Annotated in this window: 19 protein-coding genes and 2 pseudogenes; 6 read left to right on the forward strand and 15 right to left on the reverse strand. The window is 61.4% G+C overall.

What is annotated here, in order from left to right; genetic code table 11:
• Positions 1-118 precede the first annotated feature (118 nt).
• Both AC57B8_RS01445 and AC57B8_RS01450 read right to left on the reverse strand, forming a co-directional pair.
• Positions 119-541 (reverse strand): annotated as a pseudogene (locus tag AC57B8_RS01445) (IS110 family RNA-guided transposase); the annotation flags it as partial.
• 142 nt (positions 542-683) lie between these two features.
• Entirely contained in the window at positions 684-1670 is a 987-nt protein-coding gene (locus tag AC57B8_RS01450; RefSeq protein ID WP_496478408.1) for a Bug family tripartite tricarboxylate transporter substrate binding protein, read from the reverse strand.
• 116 nt (positions 1671-1786) lie between these two features.
• Here AC57B8_RS01450 and AC57B8_RS01455 point away from each other — a divergent pair, with 116 nt between their 5' ends.
• The 4 genes from AC57B8_RS01455 to AC57B8_RS01470 all read left to right on the forward strand — a co-directional run bounded on the left by AC57B8_RS01455 (position 1787) and on the right by AC57B8_RS01470 (position 6388).
• Entirely contained in the window at positions 1787-2605 is an 819-nt protein-coding gene (locus AC57B8_RS01455) for a GntR family transcriptional regulator (RefSeq protein ID WP_496478409.1), read from the forward strand.
• 98 nt (positions 2606-2703) lie between these two features.
• Positions 2704-4962 carry a DUF3604 domain-containing protein gene (locus tag AC57B8_RS01460; RefSeq protein WP_496478410.1) on the forward strand — a complete coding sequence of 753 codons (2259 nt, stop codon included), beginning with the start codon at positions 2704-2706 and terminating at the stop codon, positions 4960-4962.
• Between the two features lie 56 nt (positions 4963-5018).
• Positions 5019-5267 (forward strand): hypothetical protein, encoded by a 249-nt coding sequence (locus AC57B8_RS01465; protein WP_496478411.1) that lies wholly within the window; start codon positions 5019-5021, stop codon positions 5265-5267.
• A gap of 758 nt (positions 5268-6025) precedes the next feature.
• Positions 6026-6388, forward strand: coding sequence for a YcgJ family protein (locus AC57B8_RS01470; protein ID WP_496478412.1), 363 nt, complete (start codon positions 6026-6028; stop codon positions 6386-6388).
• A gap of 424 nt (positions 6389-6812) precedes the next feature.
• On the opposite strand, the gene AC57B8_RS01475 is transcribed toward AC57B8_RS01470, so the two are convergent.
• From AC57B8_RS01475 to AC57B8_RS01485, 3 genes are all read right to left on the reverse strand, one after another.
• Complete coding sequence (locus tag AC57B8_RS01475; RefSeq protein WP_496478413.1) at positions 6813-7790, reverse strand: Bug family tripartite tricarboxylate transporter substrate binding protein; 978 nt, start codon at positions 7788-7790, stop codon at positions 6813-6815.
• A gap of 40 nt (positions 7791-7830) precedes the next feature.
• A complete protein-coding gene (locus tag AC57B8_RS01480) occupies positions 7831-9153 on the reverse strand; it encodes an arylsulfatase (protein WP_496478414.1) in 1323 nt (440 codons plus the stop codon).
• Positions 9154-9285: 132 nt separating this feature from the next.
• A complete protein-coding gene (locus tag AC57B8_RS01485) occupies positions 9286-10197 on the reverse strand; it encodes a LysR family transcriptional regulator (RefSeq protein ID WP_496478415.1) in 912 nt (303 codons plus the stop codon).
• 289 nt (positions 10198-10486) lie between these two features.
• Here AC57B8_RS01485 and AC57B8_RS01490 point away from each other — a divergent pair, with 289 nt between their 5' ends.
• Positions 10487-10852, forward strand: a complete 366-nt coding sequence (locus AC57B8_RS01490) for a hypothetical protein (RefSeq protein ID WP_496478416.1) — start codon at positions 10487-10489, stop codon at positions 10850-10852.
• A 498-nt stretch (positions 10853-11350) separates the two neighbouring features.
• On the opposite strand, the gene AC57B8_RS01495 is transcribed toward AC57B8_RS01490, so the two are convergent.
• The 3 genes from AC57B8_RS01495 to AC57B8_RS01505 all read right to left on the reverse strand — a co-directional run bounded on the left by AC57B8_RS01495 (position 11351) and on the right by AC57B8_RS01505 (position 15716).
• Positions 11351-12637 carry a M20/M25/M40 family metallo-hydrolase gene (locus AC57B8_RS01495; RefSeq protein WP_496478417.1) on the reverse strand — a complete coding sequence of 429 codons (1287 nt, stop codon included), beginning with the start codon at positions 12635-12637 and terminating at the stop codon, positions 11351-11353.
• Positions 12638-13569: 932 nt separating this feature from the next.
• Positions 13570-13926 carry an H-NS histone family protein gene (locus AC57B8_RS01500; protein WP_496478418.1) on the reverse strand — a complete coding sequence of 119 codons (357 nt, stop codon included), beginning with the start codon at positions 13924-13926 and terminating at the stop codon, positions 13570-13572.
• A gap of 611 nt (positions 13927-14537) precedes the next feature.
• Positions 14538-15716: a helix-turn-helix transcriptional regulator gene (locus tag AC57B8_RS01505; RefSeq protein WP_496478419.1), complete on the reverse strand. Its 1179-nt coding sequence runs from the start codon at positions 15714-15716 to the stop codon at positions 14538-14540.
• Between the two features lie 460 nt (positions 15717-16176).
• Here AC57B8_RS01505 and AC57B8_RS01510 point away from each other — a divergent pair, with 460 nt between their 5' ends.
• On the forward strand, positions 16177-16653 hold the full coding sequence (locus AC57B8_RS01510) for a hypothetical protein (protein ID WP_496478420.1): 477 nt from the start codon (positions 16177-16179) through the stop codon (positions 16651-16653).
• A 1606-nt stretch (positions 16654-18259) separates the two neighbouring features.
• Here AC57B8_RS01510 and AC57B8_RS01515 read toward each other — a convergent pair.
• The 7 genes and pseudogenes from AC57B8_RS01515 to AC57B8_RS01545 form a co-directional block, all read right to left on the reverse strand.
• Positions 18260-18616 carry a hypothetical protein gene (locus AC57B8_RS01515; RefSeq protein ID WP_496478421.1) on the reverse strand — a complete coding sequence of 119 codons (357 nt, stop codon included), beginning with the start codon at positions 18614-18616 and terminating at the stop codon, positions 18260-18262.
• Between the two features lie 327 nt (positions 18617-18943).
• Entirely contained in the window at positions 18944-20104 is a 1161-nt protein-coding gene (locus AC57B8_RS01520) for a hypothetical protein (protein ID WP_496478422.1), read from the reverse strand.
• Between the two features lie 330 nt (positions 20105-20434).
• A pseudogene (locus AC57B8_RS01525) lies at positions 20435-20629 on the reverse strand (IS110 family transposase); the annotation flags it as partial.
• Positions 20630-20942: 313 nt separating this feature from the next.
• Positions 20943-21110 carry an SDR family oxidoreductase gene (locus AC57B8_RS01530; protein ID WP_496478423.1) on the reverse strand — a complete coding sequence of 56 codons (168 nt, stop codon included), beginning with the start codon at positions 21108-21110 and terminating at the stop codon, positions 20943-20945.
• A gap of 249 nt (positions 21111-21359) precedes the next feature.
• The gene (locus tag AC57B8_RS01535) at positions 21360-22154 is read right to left on the reverse strand and encodes an enoyl-CoA hydratase (protein WP_496478424.1); all 795 of its coding nucleotides are present in this window, start codon (positions 22152-22154) and stop codon (positions 21360-21362) included.
• Positions 22144-23307 carry a CaiB/BaiF CoA transferase family protein gene (locus AC57B8_RS01540; protein ID WP_496478425.1) on the reverse strand — a complete coding sequence of 388 codons (1164 nt, stop codon included), beginning with the start codon at positions 23305-23307 and terminating at the stop codon, positions 22144-22146. Before AC57B8_RS01540 ends, AC57B8_RS01535 begins: the two co-directional genes overlap by 11 nt.
• A complete protein-coding gene (locus AC57B8_RS01545) occupies positions 23304-24257 on the reverse strand; it encodes a Bug family tripartite tricarboxylate transporter substrate binding protein (RefSeq protein ID WP_496478426.1) in 954 nt (317 codons plus the stop codon). Before AC57B8_RS01545 ends, AC57B8_RS01540 begins: the two co-directional genes overlap by 4 nt.
• Positions 24258-24287 lie beyond the last annotated feature (30 nt).

Raw genomic sequence — 24287 nt, forward strand, 5'->3', positions numbered from 1 at the left:
CCATGAATACATGGGCTCAACCGAGGTGCCTCCGGCGGCCCGGCAGGGGCCTGAAGACATAAGAGAAATCAATCGAGAGCAGATCAACATCCGCCTCGAACACAAAAATTCAGACAGCCCCACGGATCTGGTTGCCTTGCGCCGTGCGTGCCTTCACAAATCCCTGCCGCACCCGGTGCAGCGCGAGCACGGCCTGCTGCTCGACATCCTTGATGGGCACAAAGCGCATGTTCGGCCGGGCGACAGCCTCAGCAATCGCTTCAGCGTCGGCAGCATCGTTCTTGTTGGTCTTGACGTAGGGCTTGACGAACTGCGGAGCCATCAAGCGCACGGTATGCCCCATTGACTGCAGTTTGCGCGCCCAGTGATGAGCACTACCACAGGCCTCCATGCCGATCAGGCACGGCGGCAAGTTGACAAAGAACGGTGCCATCTGGGCTCGCTTGAGTTGCTTCTTCAGCATCACCTTGCCCTGCTGATCGATGCCGTGGACCTGGAACACACTCTTTGCCAAATCGATGCCAACAGTCGTAATCTTCATGGTGGACGCCCCTTTCGGTTCAAGTGGTTGATCAACGCTTCCACTTTGGCACGTCGATGCCGTTACGGGTGGAGGCGTCCATCCCATTGGTCGGCGCCAACATACCGATGTGCCTCCTGAAATTAACGCCGCAAGAGCCCTCTCAGTCGACCTTGGCGCCAGACGCTTTGATGATCGAAGGCCATTTGCTCAGGTCGTCCTTGAGCATCTTGGTCAGGACTGCTGGGGATTGGTCCTTCGCGATGTCGACACCCTGCACCAACAACTGCGCGCGCAGGGCAGGCGATGCCAAGGACTTTTCAATTGCGTCGTGCAGTCGATCGAGCACATCGCGAGGCGTGCCGGCAGGTGCGACGAACCCGAACCAAGTGTTGACCTCGTAGCCCTTGACTCCGCTCGCGTCGAGGGTTGGTACCTCAGGCAACAACGGCAAGCGCGCCAGGCTAGTGACTGCCAGCGCCTTGAGCTTGCCAGCCTTGATTTGCGTCAGCACGGTGGGAGTGTTGTAGAAGCCCATGTCGACTTCGCCGCTCATCACCGCCAGGATGCCCTGCGGAGCACCCTTGTAGGGCACATGCATGGCGTCCGCTCCAGTCAGCCGCGAAAAGAGCACCCCTGAAAGGTGGTGACTGGTGCCGCTGCCACCAGAGGAAAAGGTCAACCCTCCAGGCTTCGTCTTGCCCGCAGCAACCACGTCTGCCACGGTCTTGGCAGTGCTGTTGCTCGGCACCACCATCACGTTGGAAACGCCGCCCACGAAGGAGATCGGTGCGAAGTCCTTGACGGAGTCATAGCCCGGCTTGGCGTACAGGGACAAGTTGAATACCAAGGTGCCTTGCGACGCCAGACCAATCGTATAGCCGTCTGGCGCGGTATGCGCCAGTTCGGCCATGGCGATTCCACCTCCCGCTCCAGACTTGTTGTCAACGATCACGGGCTGCCCGAGTTGCTTGGCCACTTCGTTGCCGATGGCGCGTGCCATCAAGTCGGCTGTGCTGCCGGCGGCCTGGGGCACCAGAACCCGGATCGGCCTGGAAGGGTACGGTTGCTGCGCAAACGCAGTAGCGACACCGATGCACAAAAACAGAGCAAGGGCCGCACCAATAAATCGAGGATGGCGAGGTTTCATGAAAGCTGCTCCAACAAGTTGAGATGTTCCTGACTATGCAACAAGTACGCCAGCACATAAAGCTCTATAGCTTCAATGCTATTGATCAATTCAAAAGCCGCCCTTAGACTAGAGCCATGAATATCCCGGTGCCAGCCATCGTTGTCCACTTTCACCTGGCTTCGGCCGCCTTGCCCAAGCATGCCCGGCTGCGGCAAGCGGTCGTCAACGCCATCGAAGCTGGCGATCTAAGTGCAGGCGCCAAGGTCATGGGCGAACGCGAACTCAGCGAGGCCTTGGGCCTCAGCCTCGGGACGACGCAGAAGGCATTGGGCAAGCTCATGGACGAGGGTTTTCTCGTCCGCAAGCAGGGACACGGGACGTTTGTCGGTAGTGACCGCAGGCCCATCGCGGGAACTTGGCATTTCCGTTTTGTCGCGCCGGAAGGGGGGCCCGAACTTCCAGTTTTCGCCACCATCACGGCCAGAGAGCACATTTCCGAGCTTGGTGCCTGGTCCTCGGCACTGGGCGCCGACCCGAAGGGTTATGTTCAAGTCAGTCGTCGACTCGACGTGGGCGGCAAGTTTGTCTGCTTGAGCCAGATGTACCTGGGCGCAACCCGCTTTGCAAAGTTGCTGCGCATCGCGGAGAAAAGACTGGCTGACACAAACCTGAAGGCCATCCTGGAGAACGAATTTTCCGCGCCAACACTGCGCTCGGAGGGATTCGCCACGATGGTCCCGCTTTCGTTGGAAGATGCCGCACAACTCAGCATCTCAGCCGGCACATTCGGCATGCAACTCGACATCGTCGGCCGCAGTTTCGGACATGTACCCATCACATTCCAGCGAGTGCTTGTTCCACCGACGCGTTTCGCTCTGAAGCTGGACTTCTTTGCGCCTCAATCAGGCAACAGCGATTCCCCAGGGCGGCACGACCCCGCCTCAAAAGTTTAGCGTCGCTGGCACATCCGTTTCCTCCCGCTTCGAGAGCCTACCCCGCGCAGGTTCGGGCGAAGCGCTTCCACCAACTAGCCACTGCCACTGTCACCGCCATGAGAAACAACGCTTTTCACTCCACCTACCTGAACGACCGCGTCGGCCATGTCACCGTCTCACCGACCACCGCCTGCGAGGCGGGCGACGCCGGATCATTCACCTACACCTACACAGCGGGATACTTCGGCATTGACGACACCGGTAGCCTCAAGATCGTGCATCGCTTCGCGAGCGACATGGGCAAGCTGCAGTTCACCGACCCGAAGGGCTGGAACTACGTCAGTGCCGAAGCGAGCAATGGCGCCGTGTTGGAACTACGCTACGACCCCAAGGGCAATATTCGCCCTTGGGACAAGACACTGTCGGTGCGTGTGCAGCGTGGGTTCTTGCGCGAAGGCGACCAGATCGTAGTGCGCATCGGCGATACGCGCTTCGGCTCGCCAGGCATTCGTATCCAGACCTTTACCGAACCGACTTTCGAGTTCAAGTTCTTGGTCGACGCCTTCGCGACCTACAACTTCGTCGAGTTGCCGAACCAGCCTTTCATCAATATTCAGGCCGGTCCAGCGGTGCTCTACAAGGCGATCCTGCCCACCGGAAGACGTGTGGGCGAGACATTCAGTCTCGGCTTCAAGGGAGAAGACAAATGGGGCAACCCCAGTCACTTGGTTGCAGGGCGTTTCTCGCTGGAGGCATCCATGCCGGTCAATGGCTTGCCCGAATCGCTGGACCTCCCCGGCGGTGACCTCTCCACAATCATTCGCAACCTCTCCGTCGACCAGCCAGGCGACCTGACGATCGTTGTCAAAGATTCGGCAGGCCGCACAATCTCCAGCTCGAACCCGCTGCGCATCGCCAGCGCTATGGAGCTTTCCCCTTTTTGGGCAGACCTGCATGGCCAGTCGGAAGAGACCATCGGCACCAATTCGGCGCGCGATCTCATCGAGTTCGCCCGCGATCGTGCATTTCTCGACGTGATGAGTCATCAGGGCAATGACTTCCAGATCACCATCCCCTTCTGGGAAGAGCTCAACCGATTGACCGCGGAGTTCAACGAAGACGGTCGCTTCGTTATCTTCCCCGGCTACGAATGGTCGGGCAACACGGGCCTGGGCGGCGACCGCAACGTCATGTACAAGCATGAGGGGCGTCCCATTCATCGATCGCACCACGCACTGGTCGAAGACCTGAGCGACGTGGCATCCGACGCAAACAGTGCCAGCGACCTTTTCAAGTCATTGGCCGGCGAGGACTGTGTAGTCTTCGCTCACATTGGTGGACGCTACGCCGACATCGCTGTGGCCCATGACGGCCTCATCGAGCGCTCAGTCGAAGTGCATTCTGACTGGGGTACTTTCGAATGGCTGCTCGAAGATGCCTTCGAGCAAGGCTACCGAGTGGGCGTGCTTGCGAATTCCGACGGCCACAAAGGCCGCCATGGCGCTAGCCATCCAGGCGCCTCTCTCTTTGGCGCCTACGGTGGACTGTCTTGCCTGTTAGCCACTGATCTGAGCCGCGACGCACTCTTTGAGGCCTTGCGCCACCGCCATCACTACGCCACGACCGGGACCCGCCTGCATCTCGACACTCGGGTCAAGTTTGACAACTTGGCCGACCTTTATGGCGATGACCCGAAGATGGGTGGCGAGATGACGAGTCGTGTCTCGAGCGCCATGATGGGCGACATCCTGCATACGGATGACGAATGGGTCACTTTCGAAATCGACGTATCAGCAGGTGTTCCCATCGAACGCATCGAGATCCGCAACCGTACCGAGGTCTTGGAGACCTGGAGGCCCTATGACGCCGAAGCACTCGGCAGCCGGGTTCGCATCATTTGGGAAGGATCAGAGTACCGAGGTCGAGGTCGACAAAGCATCTGGGACGGCAGTGCAACGTTCAAAGGCAACGGCGTGCAGTCTTTCACGCCCATCAACCTGTGGAACATCGACAAGACAGTGCAGCAGCCGACGCCAGACACGCTTGCATGGCAGACGCTCACGACTGGCGGCTTTGGCGGCGTGGACGTGAAGCTGCAAGCCGCTCAAGCCGGCGTCCTCAAGATTGAAACAGCACTCGCAAAGGCCGAAATTCCAGTGCGCGACATCGGGCTGAATGACATCGTCCTGAGCACGGGCGGCGGCATCAAGCGGCAGATGCGGGTTTTCCGTTTGCCTGACGAGAACATCGTCAAGACGGCAAAGATCAGCCGCCGCATCCAGCGCACGAAGCTGAAGGAAGATGCCCTCTATGTGTGCGTCACGCTGGAAGACGGTCATCTGGCATGGTCCAGCCCAACCTACCTGATCGCCTAGATGCCCGGCGTTTGAGGTTTGAGTAATGCGCAGCGGCGAACTATGCTTCAGTCGCCATGACAGCCGCCCTCGCCAACCTGGGTCTGCCTGAAGGCTGGAGTTGCTGGCTCGAACTCCAGCAAACCGCCGATGGCGCCTACGCGGGCAAGGCAGAACTGCGCAAGGGCCCCGCCCAGCGGTGCGTGCTGGTCATCGCGCAGCAGGCCAGTCGCGAAGCCGCGCTCGAAAGGCTGAAGCTTCGCGCCGAATATTTCATCCAAGAGTGGGACGCGCGACAGCGGCAGGGCACAGATCCGCTCCGCTGAACCCGCTGCTATCGAGTGGCTAGCAGTCGTTGATGCATACCCGCCACGCGCCCCCGCGGCGGCTGCGACCATTCGCGACAAGATCGTTTCGGCCTGTTGAGCGCGGCCCCGAGGCCACTGCTTTGGTACCGCGCCGAAGAGACGGCTTCATCGGATTTCGCCCTCGGCGCGCCTGCGGGCTAGCGAGAAAACGCAATCGCACGGCATTTCGGCGTGCCGACACGCCCAGTCTGTGCCAACCCCCTGGGCGCCTCACCTGGCGTCGAGTCGGCCGCTAGACAATGCTGTCCAGCCACCCTCTCCCTCTAACTGGAAGTTCATGGCCGTGAGCCCAGGTCGCGGCGTAGGCACAGCGCTGAGTTCAAAGCACAGATTGCGGCCGCGTGTGCCGAGCCCCGACGCCACTGTGGCGGCGCGAACACGAGCCTTCGGCCCGAACGAAAACCTCGTTCACAACTGGCGCCGCGGCCGTAGCGACGCAGGCGTTCCAAGACCTGCGGACTTTCGCTGCAAGGGAATCGTCCGCTCAAAGCCGTTATTGACGGCTGGATAACGCCGCCCCCAGCTGTGGGACGTCAACGCCGCTGGCGATCGCCTTGCTCGTGGTAGGTCGCTCGGCTCTTGCACATTGTTTCCCTTTCTTTGGCTTGCACGTGCGAAAAACCAGTTGGAACTCGACCAGCAGAACCCATCAGCGGAGTTTCGTCCATTTATCCTTTGATCTTCGAACGAAGAATTACCCACCAAGCGAGGTCTATATGAATAAGACGTGCCATTCGATTTCTCTGGCCCTGTTGTTGGCCGTGGGCGTGATACCCGCTCACGCCAAACAGCCAGCCAAGATCCAATCGCCCGCGTCGGGCGTGCTTTGCGACCGCTACGTGTGCGCCGATGACAAAGGGATCTCCCGAGAGTTGACGAAAAAGTATCTCGGCAAGAAGGCTGCCGCGACCGAGTTGTTCACGACGAGTGATGTTGATCGGACTGAATTCACCTTTGCCAATGGGATCTTCTGCGATGTAAAGGAACGACTGTGCCGTGAAGATCGATACTATGGCTCGAACGGACAGCGCAGCGGGGCCGTCTCCAAGAAGTACACCAAGGCGCTCTTTGGCGAATGACCAAAGATGGTGGTCCTGCCTTTGACACCGCTTCCATGTGCGAAATGTCGCCGCGAAGTTCAGCCGCAACACCTCGCAGCGCGCGCTCGGCCGCGTTGTTGCGCTGTCGCTGCCTTCATCGCCCCGGCCCCCAGCAGCGGCGCCAGCGGTTACTCCCCGAAGGGATTCGCCGCGAGCTCAAGCGTGGGGCTGTCAGCGTAGGCGTGGCATGGCCCATCTCGGCCGGTCCCGACGGCACGGCATGGTGCAGCGCTGTTCCGTATCGACGCGCTGTGGCTGTGCACGAAGCCGGTGGACATGCACTCTGGCGCCGAGCGGCTGCTCGCGCATCCGGTGCACGCGCTGCCCTCAAGAAGCCGACGCTTGTACGTGCCAATTCGGCCTGCTCGCAAAGCCACGCATCAGCCTGCACACTGCCCAGCACTCACTTGATGTCCAGCTTCGATGACTTCGCGAGTTCTCTCCATCTTCGGGTTTCGGATTCAACGAACTTCTGCGCATCGGTCGCGCTGCCTTTGCCCGCGATGGAGCCCCCGGCCACCAAAGCCGGCTTGAGTTCGTCCGACGCGACCACCTCGTTGACCCAGATATTGAGTTGCTGCACCTGCGCCGCTGGTAACCCCTTCGGTGCCGCGACCACGTACCACTGTGCGGCGTCGTAGCCCTTCAACCCGGCCTCCCTCATGGTCGGTACGTCGGGGAGGCTCTCGATCCGGTAGCTGGTCGTAACCGCATAGGCCTTGAGCTTGCCGGATTTGATCTGCTGCAGGACCGGCGTCACGCCCAGCATGCCGAGCGGGATCTGCGCGCCAACCACGTCGCCCACCGCTTGGCCACCCCCCTTGTACGGCACATGCGTCATCGCCGTGCCCGCACTCACGTTGAAGAGTTCGCCCGCAAGATGTTGTGCCGTGCCGCTGCCCGAACTCGCATAGCTCCACGCAGCCGGGTTCTTCTTTATCGCATGAATCAGGTCACTCAGGTGCGCGGGCGCGTTCGGCGTGCCGCTCACCAGCACCATCGGACCCTGCGCCAAGGTGGCGACCGCTACCAGGTCCTTGCCGACCTCGGGCGCCTGCGTTGCGTACAGCACAGGGCCGGGCACGGTGATGAGCGTGTAGCCGTCCGGTGCCGCCTTGGCCGCGGCCTGCAACGCGATGGCGCCCGACGCGCCGGGCCGGTTCTCGATGATGACCGGCTGCCCCGTCTTCTCGCCGAGCTTGCGTGCGGCCACGCGCGTGAGCACGTCGACGGTGCCGCCGGGCGGGAAACCGACGATCCAGGTGATGGGCTTGGCATTGGGCCAAGCGCCGGGGTCGCCAGCGGCGAGCACCGCAACGGGCAGGCACAGCGCGACGGCCGCGATCACCAGCACGCGACGGGGAAGGAACGGTGTGGGCATTCGGGACTCCTGAAGATGATGAATGTGAAAACGACGGCGCTCAGTCGGGCCTGCCTGGCGGCGTGTTGGGAAACTGCTCGCAACTCTTGTTGAAGGCCTGGACCATGCGAAGGACGGGGCCGAGCACCCAGGTGTTGAAGACCAGCACGTCGGTCTCTTCCTTGGGGTCTCGGGTGAGATTGAAGAGGTAGGGCGACTCGAGCTTGCCCTTGCCCTCGTTCACCTCCGGCTCCCAATAGAAGTGCAGCTTCCAGTCACGCCACTTCACCGCACGCAAATCGTTCTTGATGTAGAACAGAAAGCCCTCTCGCGCCGATTTTTCCTGTTCGCCGAACAGGAAGGCGCGCTGGTCGACGCCGTCGATGGGCCGGTCGGCCGGCAACGATGCACCGGCCACGCCCGCCAGCGTGGTGAAAAGGTCCGTCACATGTACCAGTTCATTGCTGGCGCGGCCCGCCTCGATCCGGCCGGGCCAGCGCGCGATGAAAGGCACGCGCAGGCTGCCTTCCATCGCCGTGTGGTACGTGCCGCGCCACGGGCCAGCTGTGCCGCGGTAAGGCGCACGGAACTCCGGGCCGTTGTCGCTGCAGAAGATCAAGAGTGTGTCGTCGGCGATGCCGAGCCGGTCGACCTCGTCGATGATCTGGCCGACGCGGTGGTCCATCTCGATCATCGAGTCCGCGAAGTCGCCCGCGCCAGTGCGTCCCGCGAAGTCAGGATGCGGCAGCGTCGGAAAGTGCAAGTGCACCAGCGGCAGGTACAGGAAAAAGGGCTTGCGCGCTGCATGGTGGCGCTGCATGAAAGCCTGCGAGTGTTCGACCAGCTCTGCATCGATGCCGCGACGGCTGTCGAGGTCGTAGACCTTGACTATCTCCGACGGCTCGCCGCGACAGCCACGCATGATGTGGGGGATGTCGGCGACCGACGGGTCGAAGCCGACGGTCGACGTGAACTGACTTTCGTCGGTCGTGCGCGGAATGCCATACCACTCGTCGAAGCCGCGATCCGATGGGTAACGGCCCTCGATATCGCCGAGGTGCCACTTGCCGAAGTGGGCCGTGGCATAGCCTTGCGCCGACAGCAGTTCGGCGAGCGTCACCTCCCAGCGCGTGAGGCCCTGCGGCAGGCCGGGGGGTACCGACTGCAGGCAACCGGTGCGGATGGGATGCCGCCCGCTCATGAGTGCGGATCGGGTCGGCACGCAGTCGCTTTCGACGTTGAAGTTCTGCAGTAGAAGGCCCTGGCGTGCCAGGGCATCGATGCGGGGCGTCGGCGCGCCGCGCAGCGCGCCGCCCCCATAGCAGCCGAGCTCACCCCAACCAAGGTTGTCGGCGACGATCAATACGATATTGGGTGGATTCACGGTGGGCTCTCGTTGAAGCGGTGAGAGGCTTCAATCTAGCCAGACCGGCGCCGGACTCCATTCCCTTCGATAGAGATTCCGATAACCCTCGGGAATGCATGAAGGCGCACGGCGCGCCGATGGCGGTACCGCTCAGCGGGCGGCCGCAAGCGACGGGCGGTCCGCCAGCAGCAGATCGCGAAAGGCCGTCATCAACGGCGACCACGTCGCTTGTGGCCGGGTAAGGAGCACCAGCGTGCGCCGTAATTCGAGCATCGGCAAAGGCAGCGCCTCGACACGGTCACGCCAGGCGCGCATTACCGAGGATGGCACCAGGCCCACCAGGTCGGTGCTGGCAATCAGGCCCATCACGGCTTCCGACATGTAATCGACCTCCAGCGTGACGTAAGGTGCTGGCGCGCCGGCCTGCTCGAAGATCCGCGTCACCAGTCGGCGCGCGGCGCTCTGGCGGCTCGGCATGGCCCAGGCGCAGTCCTTCAGGTCGGAAAGCACAAGCGCGGCCCGCCGCGCAAGCGGATGGTCGGCGCGAGCTGCAACCCGCACCGTGTCTTCGCTCAAGGCGAGCTGGTCGCAACTGAATGAGATACCGGGATAGGACGGCACGACGGCGACGTCGAGTTCGGCCTTTTCCACCGCATCGTTGAGCGCATCGGACTTACCTATGACCATCGTCAGGCGCAGGCCCGGCCGATGCCGCACCATGTCCGAGAGCACCCGCACCGCGGGTCCGTCACTGGCCGCATTGGTCAGGCCAACGCGCAACAGGCCCGCATGCTGCGCCCGCAACTCCAAGGCGGAACGCATCAGCGCGATGTACTCGGCATCGAAGCGCCGCGCCGATTCGAGGAAAAGCTGGCCCTCGGCAGTGAGGCGTGCGCCGTGTGCACCGCGATCGAACAGCGCGACGCCGACGGTATCCTCCAGTCGCCGAATAGCCTTCGAAACGGCGGGCTGCGTCACGCCTGCGGCTTCGGCCGCACGGCCGACGTGCCCATGACGAGCTACTTCGAGGAAGTAGGCGATGTCAGCATGTGAGAAGCTCATTGAAGCGAGTTTGTACGACAGCGCAACGCGGGCGCAAAGGATCCGCTTCCCCCAGGTGTACGTAAGTGCCGTACGGCCTTTGCGTCGGCCTGCCGTTCACCGAGGAGTCGACCCCGCGCATCGATCGACCGCTTGCAGGCGCAAGAGCAAGAGTCGCCTCCTGGCCGACAGTCGAAGTCTAGCTTGCGGACCAGAGAGCTATGGCTGGGTCGACGTAGGATGGCTGCCGGGCAACGCACGAGCAGTCCTCGCCTCGCCCGCCCGCTGCGAACCACGCGCCAACGACACCTTGCTCGACTTCGCCCGCTACGACGGCACCTCGGGCTTGCTGCCCGCCCACGAACTCCGAGGGATAAGGCCACCGCGAGTCTTCACCCGTTGGGTGCTGGCGCGGCTTCGCCACCACCGCTTCGACCCCGTCGCCCAGGTCGATGCAGCCATCACCGAGCGGCTATCGCGCGTGAACGACCGACCGTTCCAGAAGCTGCCGGGCTGCCACGCCAGCGTGTTGGCCGAACTGGATGCGCCGGCTCTGATGGCGCTTCCGCGCCGACCGTACTCGCTCGCACGCTTCAAGACGGTGAAGGTTCACATCGACCGCCACCTCGAGCTGGAGGTCCACCGCTACAGCGTGCCTCACGCGCCCGTCAGCTAGGCACTGGAGACGCGTCTGCCTCGCCACAGTGTGGAGTTGCTGCTGCGCGGCCAGCGCGTGGCCGCCCGCAACGAGCGCTGCAGCGGCTACACCACGGTGGAGGTCCACATGCCCGCTGCCCACCGCGCCCACTTGGAATGGACGCCTCGGCGTCTGATCGATTGGGGGCAACGCATAGGCATGGCCTGCGGCGAACTCATCACCCGGCTGCTGCTGACCTACAAGCATCCCAAGCACGGCCACCCGAACCCGAGTCGTGCGAACGTGGCTGGAATGCGACCGTTGACTGGAATGCGAGCGATGGCCCGCGAAGCGAATGTCTCACTCCCAGCTAGAGCTCTGCGCGGGACAGACCGATGGCATCAGGTGACTTCACGCCCGCTGTAGGCCCAGGCGCGGCCGACATGCTCTTGATCGCCAACTGTGGATGCCAGGCAACGAACAGCGCGATGTTGCGGATGGTGCTCACCGCCGACGAGCTCATCCACGGGCTTGTGCTCAGAGCCCCGGAACCTGTCCGCGCGAGATGTCCATGATCATTCGCACCGCCAGGTACAGGCGCGGTTCGATCGAATCGAGCATCACATACTCGGCATCGGCCGAGTGCGCGCCGAAGCCTTGCAAGCCGAAGCGCTCCACCACGGCGGCCTTGGTCTTCAAGGCCGCAAAGGCAGCGTCGGTGCCGCCGCCGGCGGCCTTTGCATCAGCGCCCAGTGGACGGTCCAGTTCCTTGTAGAGGGCCTGAGCGTGAGCTGCCATGGCGCTCGAGGCGCTGTTGGCCTCCAACGGCGGACGGCGGCGTTCGAACTTCAGCTCGACCTTGGTCTCGGGCACCAGCTGCTTCTTCACGCGCTCGTTCACCTGCTGCTCGATGCGGTCGTAGTCGGCCACCTTGAGCACACGCACGTCGGCGCCTGCGGTGGCACTGGCCGGGATCACGTTGCGGTTGGTGCCCGACTTCGAGATGGTCCAGTTCATCTTCAGGCCCGTGGCCGGGTCGGACAGGTCGCGCATCTGCAGAATTTGATGCGACAGCTCGTACAGCGCGTTCACGCCCAGCTCGGGCGCCGAGCCCGCGTGCGAGGCCTTGCCCGAGACGTTCAGCGTGACCGAGGCGATGCCCGCGGTGGCCAGCGAGAGCTTGTCATCCTTGATGGACGCGCCTTCGAACGACAGCACCGCGTCGTGCTCTCCGCCGAGCTTGGTGAGCAGCGCGCGCGAACCCGGCGAGCTGATTTCCTCGTCGCCGTTGATCAGCACGGTGAGCGTGCCGTAGTCCTTGAACTTCAGCGCCTGCAGCATCGACACCAGGTGCGTGATGACGGCCACGCCCTGCTTGTCGTCGGCAATGCCCAGGCCGTAGGCCTTGTCGCCATCGATGCGGAACGGCTGCTTGTTGAGCATGCCGATGGTGTAGACCGTGTCCATGTGCGCGATGAGCATGATCTTCTTGGTGCCCGTGCCCTTGAAGGTGGCGCGCACCACCTTGCCGATCTTCTCCGGCGTGTCTTCCATCCGGTAGACCTCGTCGCCGGCCGGCTCAATCAGTTCGACCTTGCCGCCGAGCGTGCGCAGCTTGCCCGCGATCAGATTGGCGAGCTTGTCCAGTCCTTCCAGGTCACGACTGCCCGACTCGATGGAAACGTACTCCTTGAGCGTTTCGAGCAACAAGGGCTTTTCCTTGGCAGCGAGCGCGGCGATGCGGGCATCGGGGGCAGCGGCGGCGGTGCCGAGGAAGGCCGCACAGACGGCGGCAAGCAGGAAGGTGCGGGGCTGAAGTTTCATGGACGTGCTTCTGCTTTCTTTGTCTGCTCTTCGTTGTCGTTGAATCAATGGGCCTTGTCCCATTTGGGACCCACGCCCATTTCGGCCGTCACCGACGTCTTGAATCCGATACGAGAGATCCAATGCGCGATGCAGCACTCTACTACGGTGCCACCGGCGCTTGGCGCAGCTTCGGTGCGCGCGCATGCCCAATGCCCGCGTCTGACACGTCGAGCAGAAGGACTCGCTCTGCGCTCAATGGATTCAGCTGCGGTGCCCGCCAACGTAGTGGCTGCCCTTGCCGCTACGGCCGATGCGACGACTACCAGATCGGTTCGCCGCCTCGAGAATCGGCGCCGCTGAGGCGCCAGCAACGCGAAACACCAGGCCACCCGGCATTGCCAAGGAGCCCGCGCTGAAACGACCGGCGCAGCAACGAACAGGATGGCGAACAATGCTGTTTTCATGGTCGAGGTCTCCGCGTGCCGAGCTGGCGAGCCCCTCCCCCTTCGCTTTTCTCAGGCCTCGCGCTTCCGCCCTCCCCGGGGCTCAGCGGCCTCGAAAACACCATCTGTCAGGCAAAGCCTCGGCCAGCAAGTCGCGATTCGAGCCGGCGCGCCAGTGCTGCCCCTGCTCAATTGACTGGTATGCAACGCATAGCTTCTGATGAAAAGGGCAGGAATCACCCAAGGACTAACGCGGTGGGGAAGCTCGACGGCCTGCGACTGCCCGCATCTGTGATGGAGGCCGTGAGACTGAGCTCAGATGACTACGTCTGCGTGCGCCCGCTCGACGCCCGGGACATCCGCGCGCGGCCGCGTGCAGAACACGCGGCCGGCCCACCCGACGATTGCCGCTGCGAAGGACGGTGCAGTTGCCGCCGCAGAACCACCCTTCGCCGCTCTGGCCGAGGGGACGAGATGGTGCTGGCATCGTACTGAAATCGACTTCTACTAGGCGAGTAGCTCGTCGGGAGTTTTGCCCGCTTCGAGTGCGGCCTTGAACCAAACGGGACGAGGACCTCGGCCGCTCCATACATTGCCCTGGTCGTCCTTGAACTTCGGTACATCAGTCACGCCGGACGACTTCTTCGCCTTGCGCATCTGCGTCTTCTTGCCATCGGCGTTCCTGGTTGGGCCAGTTCGAGCGGATGTCTTCTCAACGCCAAGCTCGGCAGCAGTAAAGCCGTACACCGCAATTGCCTCCTTAATACGGCTGAGCACGCCATCAGCCTCTTTCTTGCGCAGGTGCTCTGCTTCCTTCTGGAGTTGTTCAATCTGCTTTTGAATCTGGAGGAAAGTTTTCGTCATGCGAAATATTAATAAATGGAAACCTATATTAAACACGACCACACCGTGGACCCACTGCCAGAGCAAGTGGCGGCGGATTCGCCTGACCGGCTTTGACCATGAGCAAGCTGCCGACGCCCAAGGCAATTCGACAGGCCTGTGACTGTCCGCATCTGTGACGGAGGCCGCAGGCGCGGGGCTGGAAGCCGACGACTACATCTGCGTGCGCCTGCTCGACACTGGCGACGTCCGCGTGCGATCCGTGAAGAACGTGCAGATCGCGGGCTTGCCGAATGCCGATAGATGCACAGGTCCAACGGCCAGCCCACGCGAAGAGCCGAAGTGGTGCTCTCCTGTTTGGTTCATAGATTCCCAGCCGCCTGCCTGTCTTGAGATGATCCAGACCCCGTCGCGGCCCATGCCGAATGCCACCGGCCGACGTCGGCGAGTTGTTGGTGCCCATGAACGTCGTGGTGCCCTCCCCCGGCCTATGGCACGCCGGCGCGACGCTGAGCACCAGCCACCAGGCCGTCCGGCTTGGCCCTGGGCTGGATTTAGCGATGTAGCGAACCTTGGAGAAATGGGTGGCGCCGGTGGCAGTACGCAGACGGTCAGGAGCCCAGTCACCTGACTCAGCGACGGGACTGAAGGTGCGGAAGCGCGTTCAACATGTTTAACAATTCTTGTTGTCGACCCGTGCGTGTCTTCGAGAAGATTGAGGCCAAATGGCTGCGCACGGTGGGCAGGCCAATGCTCAAGCTGCTGGCCATCTGCGCGGGGCTCTGGCCGGTCATCAACAGGGGCAACAGTCTTGCCTCCGCACGGCTCAAGCCGAAGGCATTGGTCACGAATTGAGCCGCCGCTTCATTGCTGTGCTGGGGATCGGCCAGCACCAGCATCTGCGCGTTGCGCAGGTCGCCGTTGGCGGTGGTAAGCGGCTGAGGCAGCGCGAAGGCGAGTGCAACCAAGCCTCGCCCGCCCCTGCTGTTTGCCCCCATGTGCAGGCTCGCGCCGCGCCCCGCGGCGCACGCGCGGATGAGCGCTGCGAGTTCGCCCTGGCGGGGAATCGCCAAAGGCAGTCGACCCATCCATCGGGCCAGTGCAGGCTGGGCGGCCATGCGGCTCGTCGTCTGGTTCGCATGATGAATTTGCAAGGCGGCGTCCAGAAACACGATGCCAAAGTCCAGGTTGTCCAGCCCGCCGCGCATCACATCCAATTGCTCCCGCAAACTACGCTGGCGCCAATGCAGAGTGAAGGCACGCAGCAAATGCGGAAGCAGGCGCTCGAACAGACTCAGGTCGGCATCGGAGAAGTCCACCGCCTCTTCTGGGCGAAACAGGCTGATGAACATGGGCGGCGGGGCGCCCGAGGTGGATCCATCGGAGATCACTCCGGACATGGCATAGAGCGCCGGCATACGGCACATAAACTCGCGCCAGTACGCGGTTTGGCGCAGCTCTGACGTAGGGATCAGGTCGCTGGAGCGGCGCGCTACACCCGTGCGAAACAGGCCCTGCTCAATACCGCGCAGCAAGGGCGCATCGTACGCCCACCAGCGCTCGGAGTACTCGCGCGCCAGCGCTTCAGAATAGTTATGTGCGGCGTAAAAGGCCTTGTCGCACTGCCCTTCACCCTTCAACACGAGCAGGCCGATGTTGGCGTGAAAAACACCGCACAGGTGGCCGAGGAGCTTTCGCCAAGCGCTGTCCTCACCCACCGCGGCATAGCACGCGTCAATCAGGCTCACCAAGGCGTCAGTCGAGTTGATGTCATCGGCACTGGGCCGCTTGGCTCGCGCGTTTTCATCCATGTGAATGATTTTTTTCTGTTGGAACGAAGCGAGTATCCGCCGCGTTCGTCTCAAATCAACTTAGGAGGTTCATAGACATGAACCGTCGCAACAGAAACTACGCGTGCGGTCGCGCGCAAACCATCATCTGCATGGCGCTGGCAATAGTCAGCGCCTAGGTCATCGCCCAAGATGCCGAGGTCGAGGTGGACAGCGGGACTGACCATATCCACGACGGCACCAGGGCCCCAGTTCGGACCTCTCGCAGGGGCTGCTCGCACCGTCGTCTTCGTCAGTGCGACCGACAGCGGTAGCGCCGCCTCGATCTCGACACCTTCGTCGCTTCCAATGGAAACGTACGCTCCATCGCAATCACTTCATCCACCCGCCTTGTGCGCGACTCGTCGGAAGCACGCGCCGCCCCCCTGATTCGACAACCGGCAGCATATCGACGACGAACGTGAGGCCGCAAGAGATCCATATGAGCACAGACGCCAGACTCGCCGCAACCAATGGGAGTAACGCGCTACTCAGCCTAGCCATTTCCGGCCTTTCGGTTGCAATTTCGCTCTTCGCCGCGTTTGGCCGATGGATGCCCTCCCGGGCAGACAAACGCCAAATCACTGCGTGCGGATTCCCCTTTCAATCCGGGGAGCACCTTGAGCTATCGATCTTCGTCAGCAACATTGGCAGGCATCCCACCACCATCAGGTTTGTGCAAGCACACCTACCGGGTTCCCCGACACTCAGTTTTCCGTTTCTCCAAGTGGGGTCAGCGCGTCTCAATGCCGGCGATTTCGTTGAAACGGTCGTACCTCGCTATGTGGCCTACCAACTTTGGAAGAATATTGTCGATCTTCACCGTCTTGAATTGGAAGTTGTCGACTCAGCAAATAAATCTCACCCAATCTCCATCTCGGGGAGGCCCACCAAGAAAAGTTCGCTCCGCCAGTTGTGAGGCGTTAGTAGGTTGCACTGATCGCGAACGGCAGCGGTTCACCCATTGATATGCCATCATTTCCGATACATTGCTGGCGCAACTTTTCTGCCAGATCATCGAGCCTTCCAATAGTTTGCTCGGATGAGCCAAGGCATCTTGGATGATCACTTCGGAGAACAGCCCAAGGACGCGAAGAAGCCCTCTTGGCCTATCCGAAAATGTAGCCCAGCGTCATTGAAGATTGGACTATGCGCAATTGCCCCCCCACTTATGTGGGGGGACGTGCGTCCAGTTTTTCGCTACACAGGCATATACCCTTCATAGCATCGGGTGATTTGTCACTCCGTCCTGTGCTCAATGCTGCAACTCGCCTCACCTTTTAAGGCTGCCGTCCGCCGAGCCTTGGCCGTGAACGACCGATTGGCGCCTCCTATGTCGATCAGCATGGGGGAGGTACCGCAGAAAGAGTCGGCCCTGCCCTTGTCTGGCCGATTGGCGTTGCCGCCGGCATCGTTCTTGGCAGGTCGGGGAGCTGATCGGGTATACGGAATTCGACCGCAACTAGTCGTTGGAGGAGGCAGCCAATATGAGCCGCGTTGAAAGCATCCAGTTCTTCGTTGGAGATCTTCACTCCGAGGCCTCGATTCTCGCGGCCCTTCGAGCAGCGACTGGAATCGCTGTAGAAAGCTCGGACTTTCCGGTGAGTGGAGCCAGAGGATTTCTTCAAATGGATGAGTACACCGAGGGCGAATTTCGCCTTGGCTGCCTCGTATCCTGGAGGATCAACGAACTCGAAGCGCTAGACCGAAATAGGCTAGCGCGCGGACTTTGTGGGGCACTGGGCGCAGACATACTGACCGAGGTGCCAGCCCCTGATTGCGTGTGGTTGCTAACTAGATGCGACGGCTCGGAAACACTAGTTCCTATCCGAGAGGTAAATGTAGGAGCAGGGATTGAGCTCGCAAGATGAGAAGTACATTCGCCAGAGATCGATCAGGCAAGCTCGGCACTATGGCAGCCACCGGCAGAGATGGTATGGGCACTCGATTCGGCGGCATTGCAGTAGGTGATGGATGCTCCTGAGGTCTCTTGGCCGTAGAGCCCCCTGTGCGGCTACACGGCACTCAACTTTTTTACCTCAGCGGTGATTCCACGACAGGCGACAAGTTGACATACTCGCTGCTACCGTCCCCCCGACCTACTACGGCGCTCGGTTGCTGGGAGTCGCAGTTGCCCGGCTTCAGCCATGTCGTTGGGTACTCATGGCTTGGGCACATATTCTTGCTGAATGAAAACACGGATGAGTGCGCTGTTCTCTACCCCTTTCGGCAGGCATACAAGGGGTATGGGATATTCAATTCGCTGGCCGAGTTTGAATCTGCGGTTCTCAAAGATCAGGGATTTGTAGCGCACGTGTTGAAGCCGGATCATCAAGCCGCTACGCACATCTAGTCTTTCTGTCACAAGAGTAGCTTTGCGCCGGCTCTTCCGCAGCAGGGGCACTGCCCCAGACGCGCGATCAACTGGTAGCTGAGGCGATGGCGCAGGATCGCGAGGAGGTCGCCACGTAACGTGACGCTCCGCGCGCAGGACTGCTGCAGGGTACCGAAAGCCATTGCTGCGTCTATTCCAGCCTGAATACAAAGCTCAAGGTCTGAGGCGAACTCAGCAGCGGCGATGCCTCACGGTGGGCGTAGCGATGTGCCTTGTGCCAGGCCCTTGCCTGCGCTATCTCAGTTTTGCTCATGAGGTCAATCCCGTGGCTCTGCTCTTTCGTCCAGGCCTGAAAGCATCTGACGACCATTGCAGGGCTACCGATGGCCTCTTCCAATAGAACGCGGTAGCAAAATCCCGCCACCATGACATCCTTTACTGTCGCGTTCTTGCCTTCTACACGGATCACATAGTTTCGGCTGGCGGTGGACTTTGGCATCTCAATGTCGATGTGCAGGACGGGTAGCGCCTGGGACAGCGCGACCACAGAAAGCTTCTTCCAGGCCTTGAAGGTTGAGTGAATTTACCAAGTGTGCATGACGCCCGGGCTTAGGCCGGGTCGGACATCGGCGACTGGAGCGAGGATCTGCATGAACGTGTACGGATTCACTCGACAAGCGGGTCGCGTGCCACGCAACCTCTTAGCCGGACGACTTGACGTGCGTAGACAAGGCGGGGTCAGCATGTCGTCTCAGGTTTGGTTGTGGCGACGCAAATCAAGAGGATCGTCTCGCTCGGCTTGCCATGCGCCATGAAGGCAATCGTCAAAATTGGTTTATCCGCGAGCGGCTCGGCGGTCGAATTTCGAGATCGTTCAAGGGGAATGTGTGTCCTGCTGGACTCTGGAGAGTTGGTTGACGCGGCTAATGCGCTGTCGCGGGTCGGATTGCCATACCACGCGGTCGTCCACGGCGTAGAGCCAACAGGTCTTGCCTTCGCGCTCGCAGGTGTTCAGGACGTCCGCCATCGCGGCGCTGCCGGATGCAAGGGCTGCCGTGCCGTCCGAAGCAATCCCGAAGGCGCGCGGCATGGGCAAGGCAAGGAAGCGAAGATACCGGTCCCGGATGTTCTCGCGCACGGGCACGAGGGAGGGATCGTTGACGTCGGCAAAGTGGCTGTCGACCGGCAACTTGTAGATGCTGACAGCAGGCCCCGCAGAGATCGCATGCCGCTCGGGCGCAGCGGCCTGCGGCTTCCGGTAGACCACGGCGTAGTCGACCGCGTAGACACTGCACTCGCCCTGGCGTCGCTCCGTGCAATATTCCAGCGCCCGCTGCGTCGGATCCGAAGGCCGGTTGATGTCGCGCGGCACCAGGCCGTCAGCCCAGTGAACCCAGGTACTGTCGCCAGCCTGCCGGATGACGAGGGTCCGCGGCGGCGTGCTCTGCAGGAATTTTTGATACGCCGCACGGCCCTCCGCGTTCAACCCGGGAACGGCATTGATGTCCTCGATGCTGGCGACATTTGACGCTGTGGCGGCTGCGTCACCGTCGGCGCCCGGTCTGCCGCGCAAATGGACCTCGGCGCTGCCGGTTCCTGCATGGCACTCGTAGGCGCCGGGCGTCGAAAGCACATTGCCTTCGTAGAAGCTCTCGACCTGCGTCACCACGCGCACACCACGCGCACGCGCCGCTTTGGCGAGCGCCGCCAGCGTATTGCGCATCGCCTCACGGCAGGTCTCCTCGTCGCTGCGGATCACCGGCCGGCCATCGGCATAGCGCTGTGTTGTGGAGTAAGGCCGTGCGTAGCTCTCCGCCAAGAGCATCTGCACCGGCGCCGCCTTGGCCTGTGGTGTAGCCGCGAAGCGAAGCTGGACATCGTTGCCAATGGCGTCTCGCGTGGCGAGTTGCTGCATCACAGGGTCGATGGGCAACACCAGCCGTGTGTCACGCGCAAACGCGGGCGCAGCCAACGATGCCAGGAGCAGAAGGAGGCCCGTCGCGGAACGGCTTATGCCGCGGGGGAGGAAGCTCATAGGGATCACTCCCTGCGCGGAATAGAGCTTGGAGATGCTTGAAAACATAGTTATTTTTGAAAAATCCCATCGGATAAAAATGTGAACGGTCCAGAAGTGCGCCGAGACGTGCATCTGGACGCTTGGGTCGCTGCAGAAAGCGGGCGTGCGATGGATCCGTGGACGCGACGAATCGTGCACAACAACTCCAACCCTCCGGTTTTATGACGTTGTTTCCAATGTATTTTTCAAAAACTGACCAGGCACTGACCCTGTCAGCTCCATTGCGCTGAAAGGCGACACCATCGAGTGGTTTCGCTCCCGCGTCTTCTAGGAAAAACTGTCTCGACTAGCCCAGTAGTGGGAGGTGCCACACGCTTCCATCGCGACCAGGCTTGGAACGCACTTGGCGAAGAACTCGGTGAGTCTCGCGCGTTTGATCTGTCGCCGTTGGATTTCGCCCGTATCTGCATCGACGATGTGCAGTTGGAACACCGACTTCGCCAGATCCAGGCCAATAACCGGCAGATTTTCGATAGATTGCATGGTGAGGCCTCCAGGTTTAAGTGGTTGCGTTGAACCTCCACTTTGGCACGCTGATGCCGTCTCCGCGAGGCCCCATCCTGCTCGGCAGATGCCTCACTTCAACCTCGGCACTGTAGGTGGGCGGGCAATGCCATCTCCGGCTTTTGTAGACACCTCTGAGCCCCAATCCTGAGGCCCAATAGCCACGACGGTAGGCACAGGTTCTACGTGAGGCTCGTGATGCGGCCGGCGGCGTCGTAGCCGTAGCTACTGAACTCGGTGTTGGTCAGCCGAAACCGAAAACCAAACCCCGAGACTTTATCCCCTCACAAACCTACAGCCCCCGAAGAATCGTCCCCGTGACATAGGACGCCTTGGACGAAAGTAGCCAACAGATTGCCTCTGCAATCTCTCGGGGCACCCCCGCCCGGCCCATAGAAATCTTTGAGGCCACCCTGGCAGGTCTGTCCGGCTCCCTGGCCGCCGCATAGATGACCGACATCGTCCTTGGAATGCAGCTCGCTCAGGAAGTTGTGGGTAACTGAAAGCTTGAGGCCACGCTTACGCCCGTTCGGCAAGCTGCTCTTGTATCAAGTGGTGGATGCGAAAGTTGGGCGTCATGGAGCGCTTGTCTCTTATCTTTTGTGCCAACGGGGCGGACACCATCTCTGGTGGGCGTGATTGCCCTTCCAAGATGGCTTCGAGGACTGTGTTCCTCGGGCGGTCCTTACAACCCTGGTTCGTCGCGCTGCTACGCGCGCGATTTCTTGGCCAGGAAGTCGGCCATGACACGCGCAGGGTCGTCGGATTCGTAAGCAGTGCCGAAAATTTCGATGCTGTGCTGCATGGCGCTATCCAAGTACGGAACCTCGGACGTACGCAGCACGCGCTTCTGGGCACGCATGCCGCTCGAGGACAGCTGGGCTATGGAAGCAGCCATGTGCTCTGCGGTGGCAGCCAAATCCTCATGCGGCACCACTTCCGTCACCAGACCCCACCGCTCAGCCTTCTCCGCATCAATGTGCTCGCCGGTAAGCATTAGCCACCTCGCACGGCCTTCTCCAATCAAGCGGCTTAGAAAAGCGCCCTGAATTACGGAGGGGATGCCAATCTTGACCTCCGGCATTACAAACTTGGCAGAGTCGGCGGCAATGCGGATGTCGCAGCATGCTGCTAACTCGAGTCCGACCCCGATGCACCAACCTTGAAGCGCGCAGATGGTAGGGACGGGCAGGTCTCTCGCAGCTTCGCAAAGCTCGTAAAGAGCGCTGATGAAGAGGCGCGCCGATTGCGGCGTGAGCTTGGCCAGCTCCTTGATGTCGGCACCGCCGACGAATGTCTTCTCGCCCGAGCCCGAGATGACGACGGCACGCACTTCCGAGTTTTTGGCTAAGTAGCGAAGCTGCGCAGCGATGCCGAGCGCCGTTGCGCTGTTGATGATATTTAGCGGGCCGCCGCCCTCAATCGTTAGGTTAGCAACACCGTTGGGGGCTATCGAAATTCTAGTGGGCAGCATAGTGGTATCGCCTTTGGCCTCAGACAGCATGTTTTTCGCCGTTTATAGGGAGATGAGTTGAAAGGTATGCGGCCGAATGCTCACCAAGATGGGGCGAGACCGCACTGCGAACTCCAGGGAGGGGGCTAGCAGCCCACTCGCGGCCATGGGCGCGGACATGGCTCTGGAAAAAACCAACCTGCTGGAGATGTGTGTCATCCAGGAGGTTTTCTACCGAGTTCACGGGAGCACACGGTATCTCCGCCCGGCCAAGGATTTCAAGCCACTCGCTCGTGCCCTTCTCGGCAATGACACGGGATACGAACTCGTAGATGTAGTCGTAGCTGTCGGCACGCTTTGCCGCTGTGCGGAACCGTGCGTCTGCCGCGAACGTCTCGGGCTGGCCGATGACGTCAAAGAACGACTTCCAGTGTTTGTCGTTGTAAACAATGACCGCGATGTAGCCATCTGCCGTAGCGTAAGGACGCCGATGCTTGGTGAGCAGCCGGTTGTAGCCGGTCACACCTTCGTCGAAGTTGAAGCTTCGCTCACCAAGATGGTCTGCAAGAACAAATTCGGCCATCGTTTCGAACATTGCAACGTTCAGGTAGGTCCCTCTTCCAGTGCGCTCTCGCTGAAAAAGCGCCGCCAGAATGCGGTGGGCTGCAGTCACTCCGGTCAAGCGATCCGCAATCAACGCGGGCAGGTACGCTGGGTCACCGCCTGTCTGCCGGGAGAAGAGCGAAGCCAGGCCGGACTCGGCCTGGATGACATCGTCAAACGCAGGACGGTCGCCGTACGGTCCGCCCACACCGTAGCCGGTAAGCTCGGCGTAGACGATGTCGGGACGCTCGCGCATGACCGTCTTGGCGTCAAGGCCAAGCCTTGCGATGGCTGCCGTCCGAATGTTGTGAACCAATACGTCGCAATGGCGCAGCAGCTCTGCGATTTGTTGGCGACCAAGCTCGGACTTTAAGTCGACGACCACCGACTTCTTGCCACGGTTCGAATGGAGGAACATTGCCCCCATCCCTGCCTCGGCTTTGGCGCCTGCGTGTCGCATGATGTCGCCCTCTGGCGGTTCGACCTTGATGACCTCGGCGCCATAGCCGGCAAGAATCTGCGTGCAGACCGGACCCATGACGACGGAGGTGAGGTCAAGTATCTTGATGCCCGCCAATTGAGAGACCTCCTGCGTCGTCATTCGGGCTTCACTCCTGCGGCTTCCGCGCGTGCCGTCCAAGCGGCCTTCTGGGCGATTGCGAACTTGCGCATCTCCTCGCCCACCAATGGCGCCACCTCCATGCCAGCAGTGGCCAACTTCGCGGCGACATCAGGCGACTTCAAAGCTGCCAGCGTCTCCTTTGCTAGTCGCTGGACGATGGGAGCGGGGGTGCCTTTTGGAGCCGCAAGGCCCACCCAGACAACTAGGTCGAATTTCTTGAAACCCAGTTCTTGTAGCGTGGGCACCGAGGGAAAGGCCGCTAGCCGAGCAGGTGTGGAAACCGCCAGTGGTGTGAGCTTCTTCGCGTCGACGAACGACTTGACAACCGAAATGTCGCCGAACATGTAGTCGATTTGACCCCCCAGGACATCGGCAACTGCCGGAGGTTGGCTGCGGTACGGAACGCCCAGTGCATTCGCATTCGCTTCCGTATTAAATGTGCCCGCTGCGATTTGGCTGGTCGCAGAGCCGTACGCGTAGTTGAGTTGCTTCTTGTTGGACGCCTCCACCAAGGCCTTGACGCTGCTGACCCCGAGGTCGGGACGCGCAACGAGCATCAACGGTATGTTCGTAGCCCGCGCGATGTGCACGAAGCTCTCGACGCCGTCGTAAGGAACGCGCTGGATGAGCGCAGTCGCCGCGGAGTGCGTCGAGCTACTGGTCATGACCAGTGTGTATCCGTCCGCTGGCGAGGTAGCCACGAAGTTCGAACCAATGGTGCCGCCGGCGCCCGCTTTGTTGTCAATGACAACCGGTTGACCCATGCTCGTGGAGATGGCCGCACCAATGATGCGGGCTGCGGTGTCGGTCGCGCTGCCCGCGGCGAACGGAACAATGAGCTTGACCGGGCGGTTTGGGTAATCCTGGGCCCCAGCGCTCGACATTGTGGTCAGCGCAAACACCCCCGCGAGAAGGGTGGCGACGCTCATACGCCGCGAGGAAGTGGGCGCTTGGAGGGG

The organism is Variovorax sp. BGA-UO-ETr-C22 (assembly GCF_059567965.1).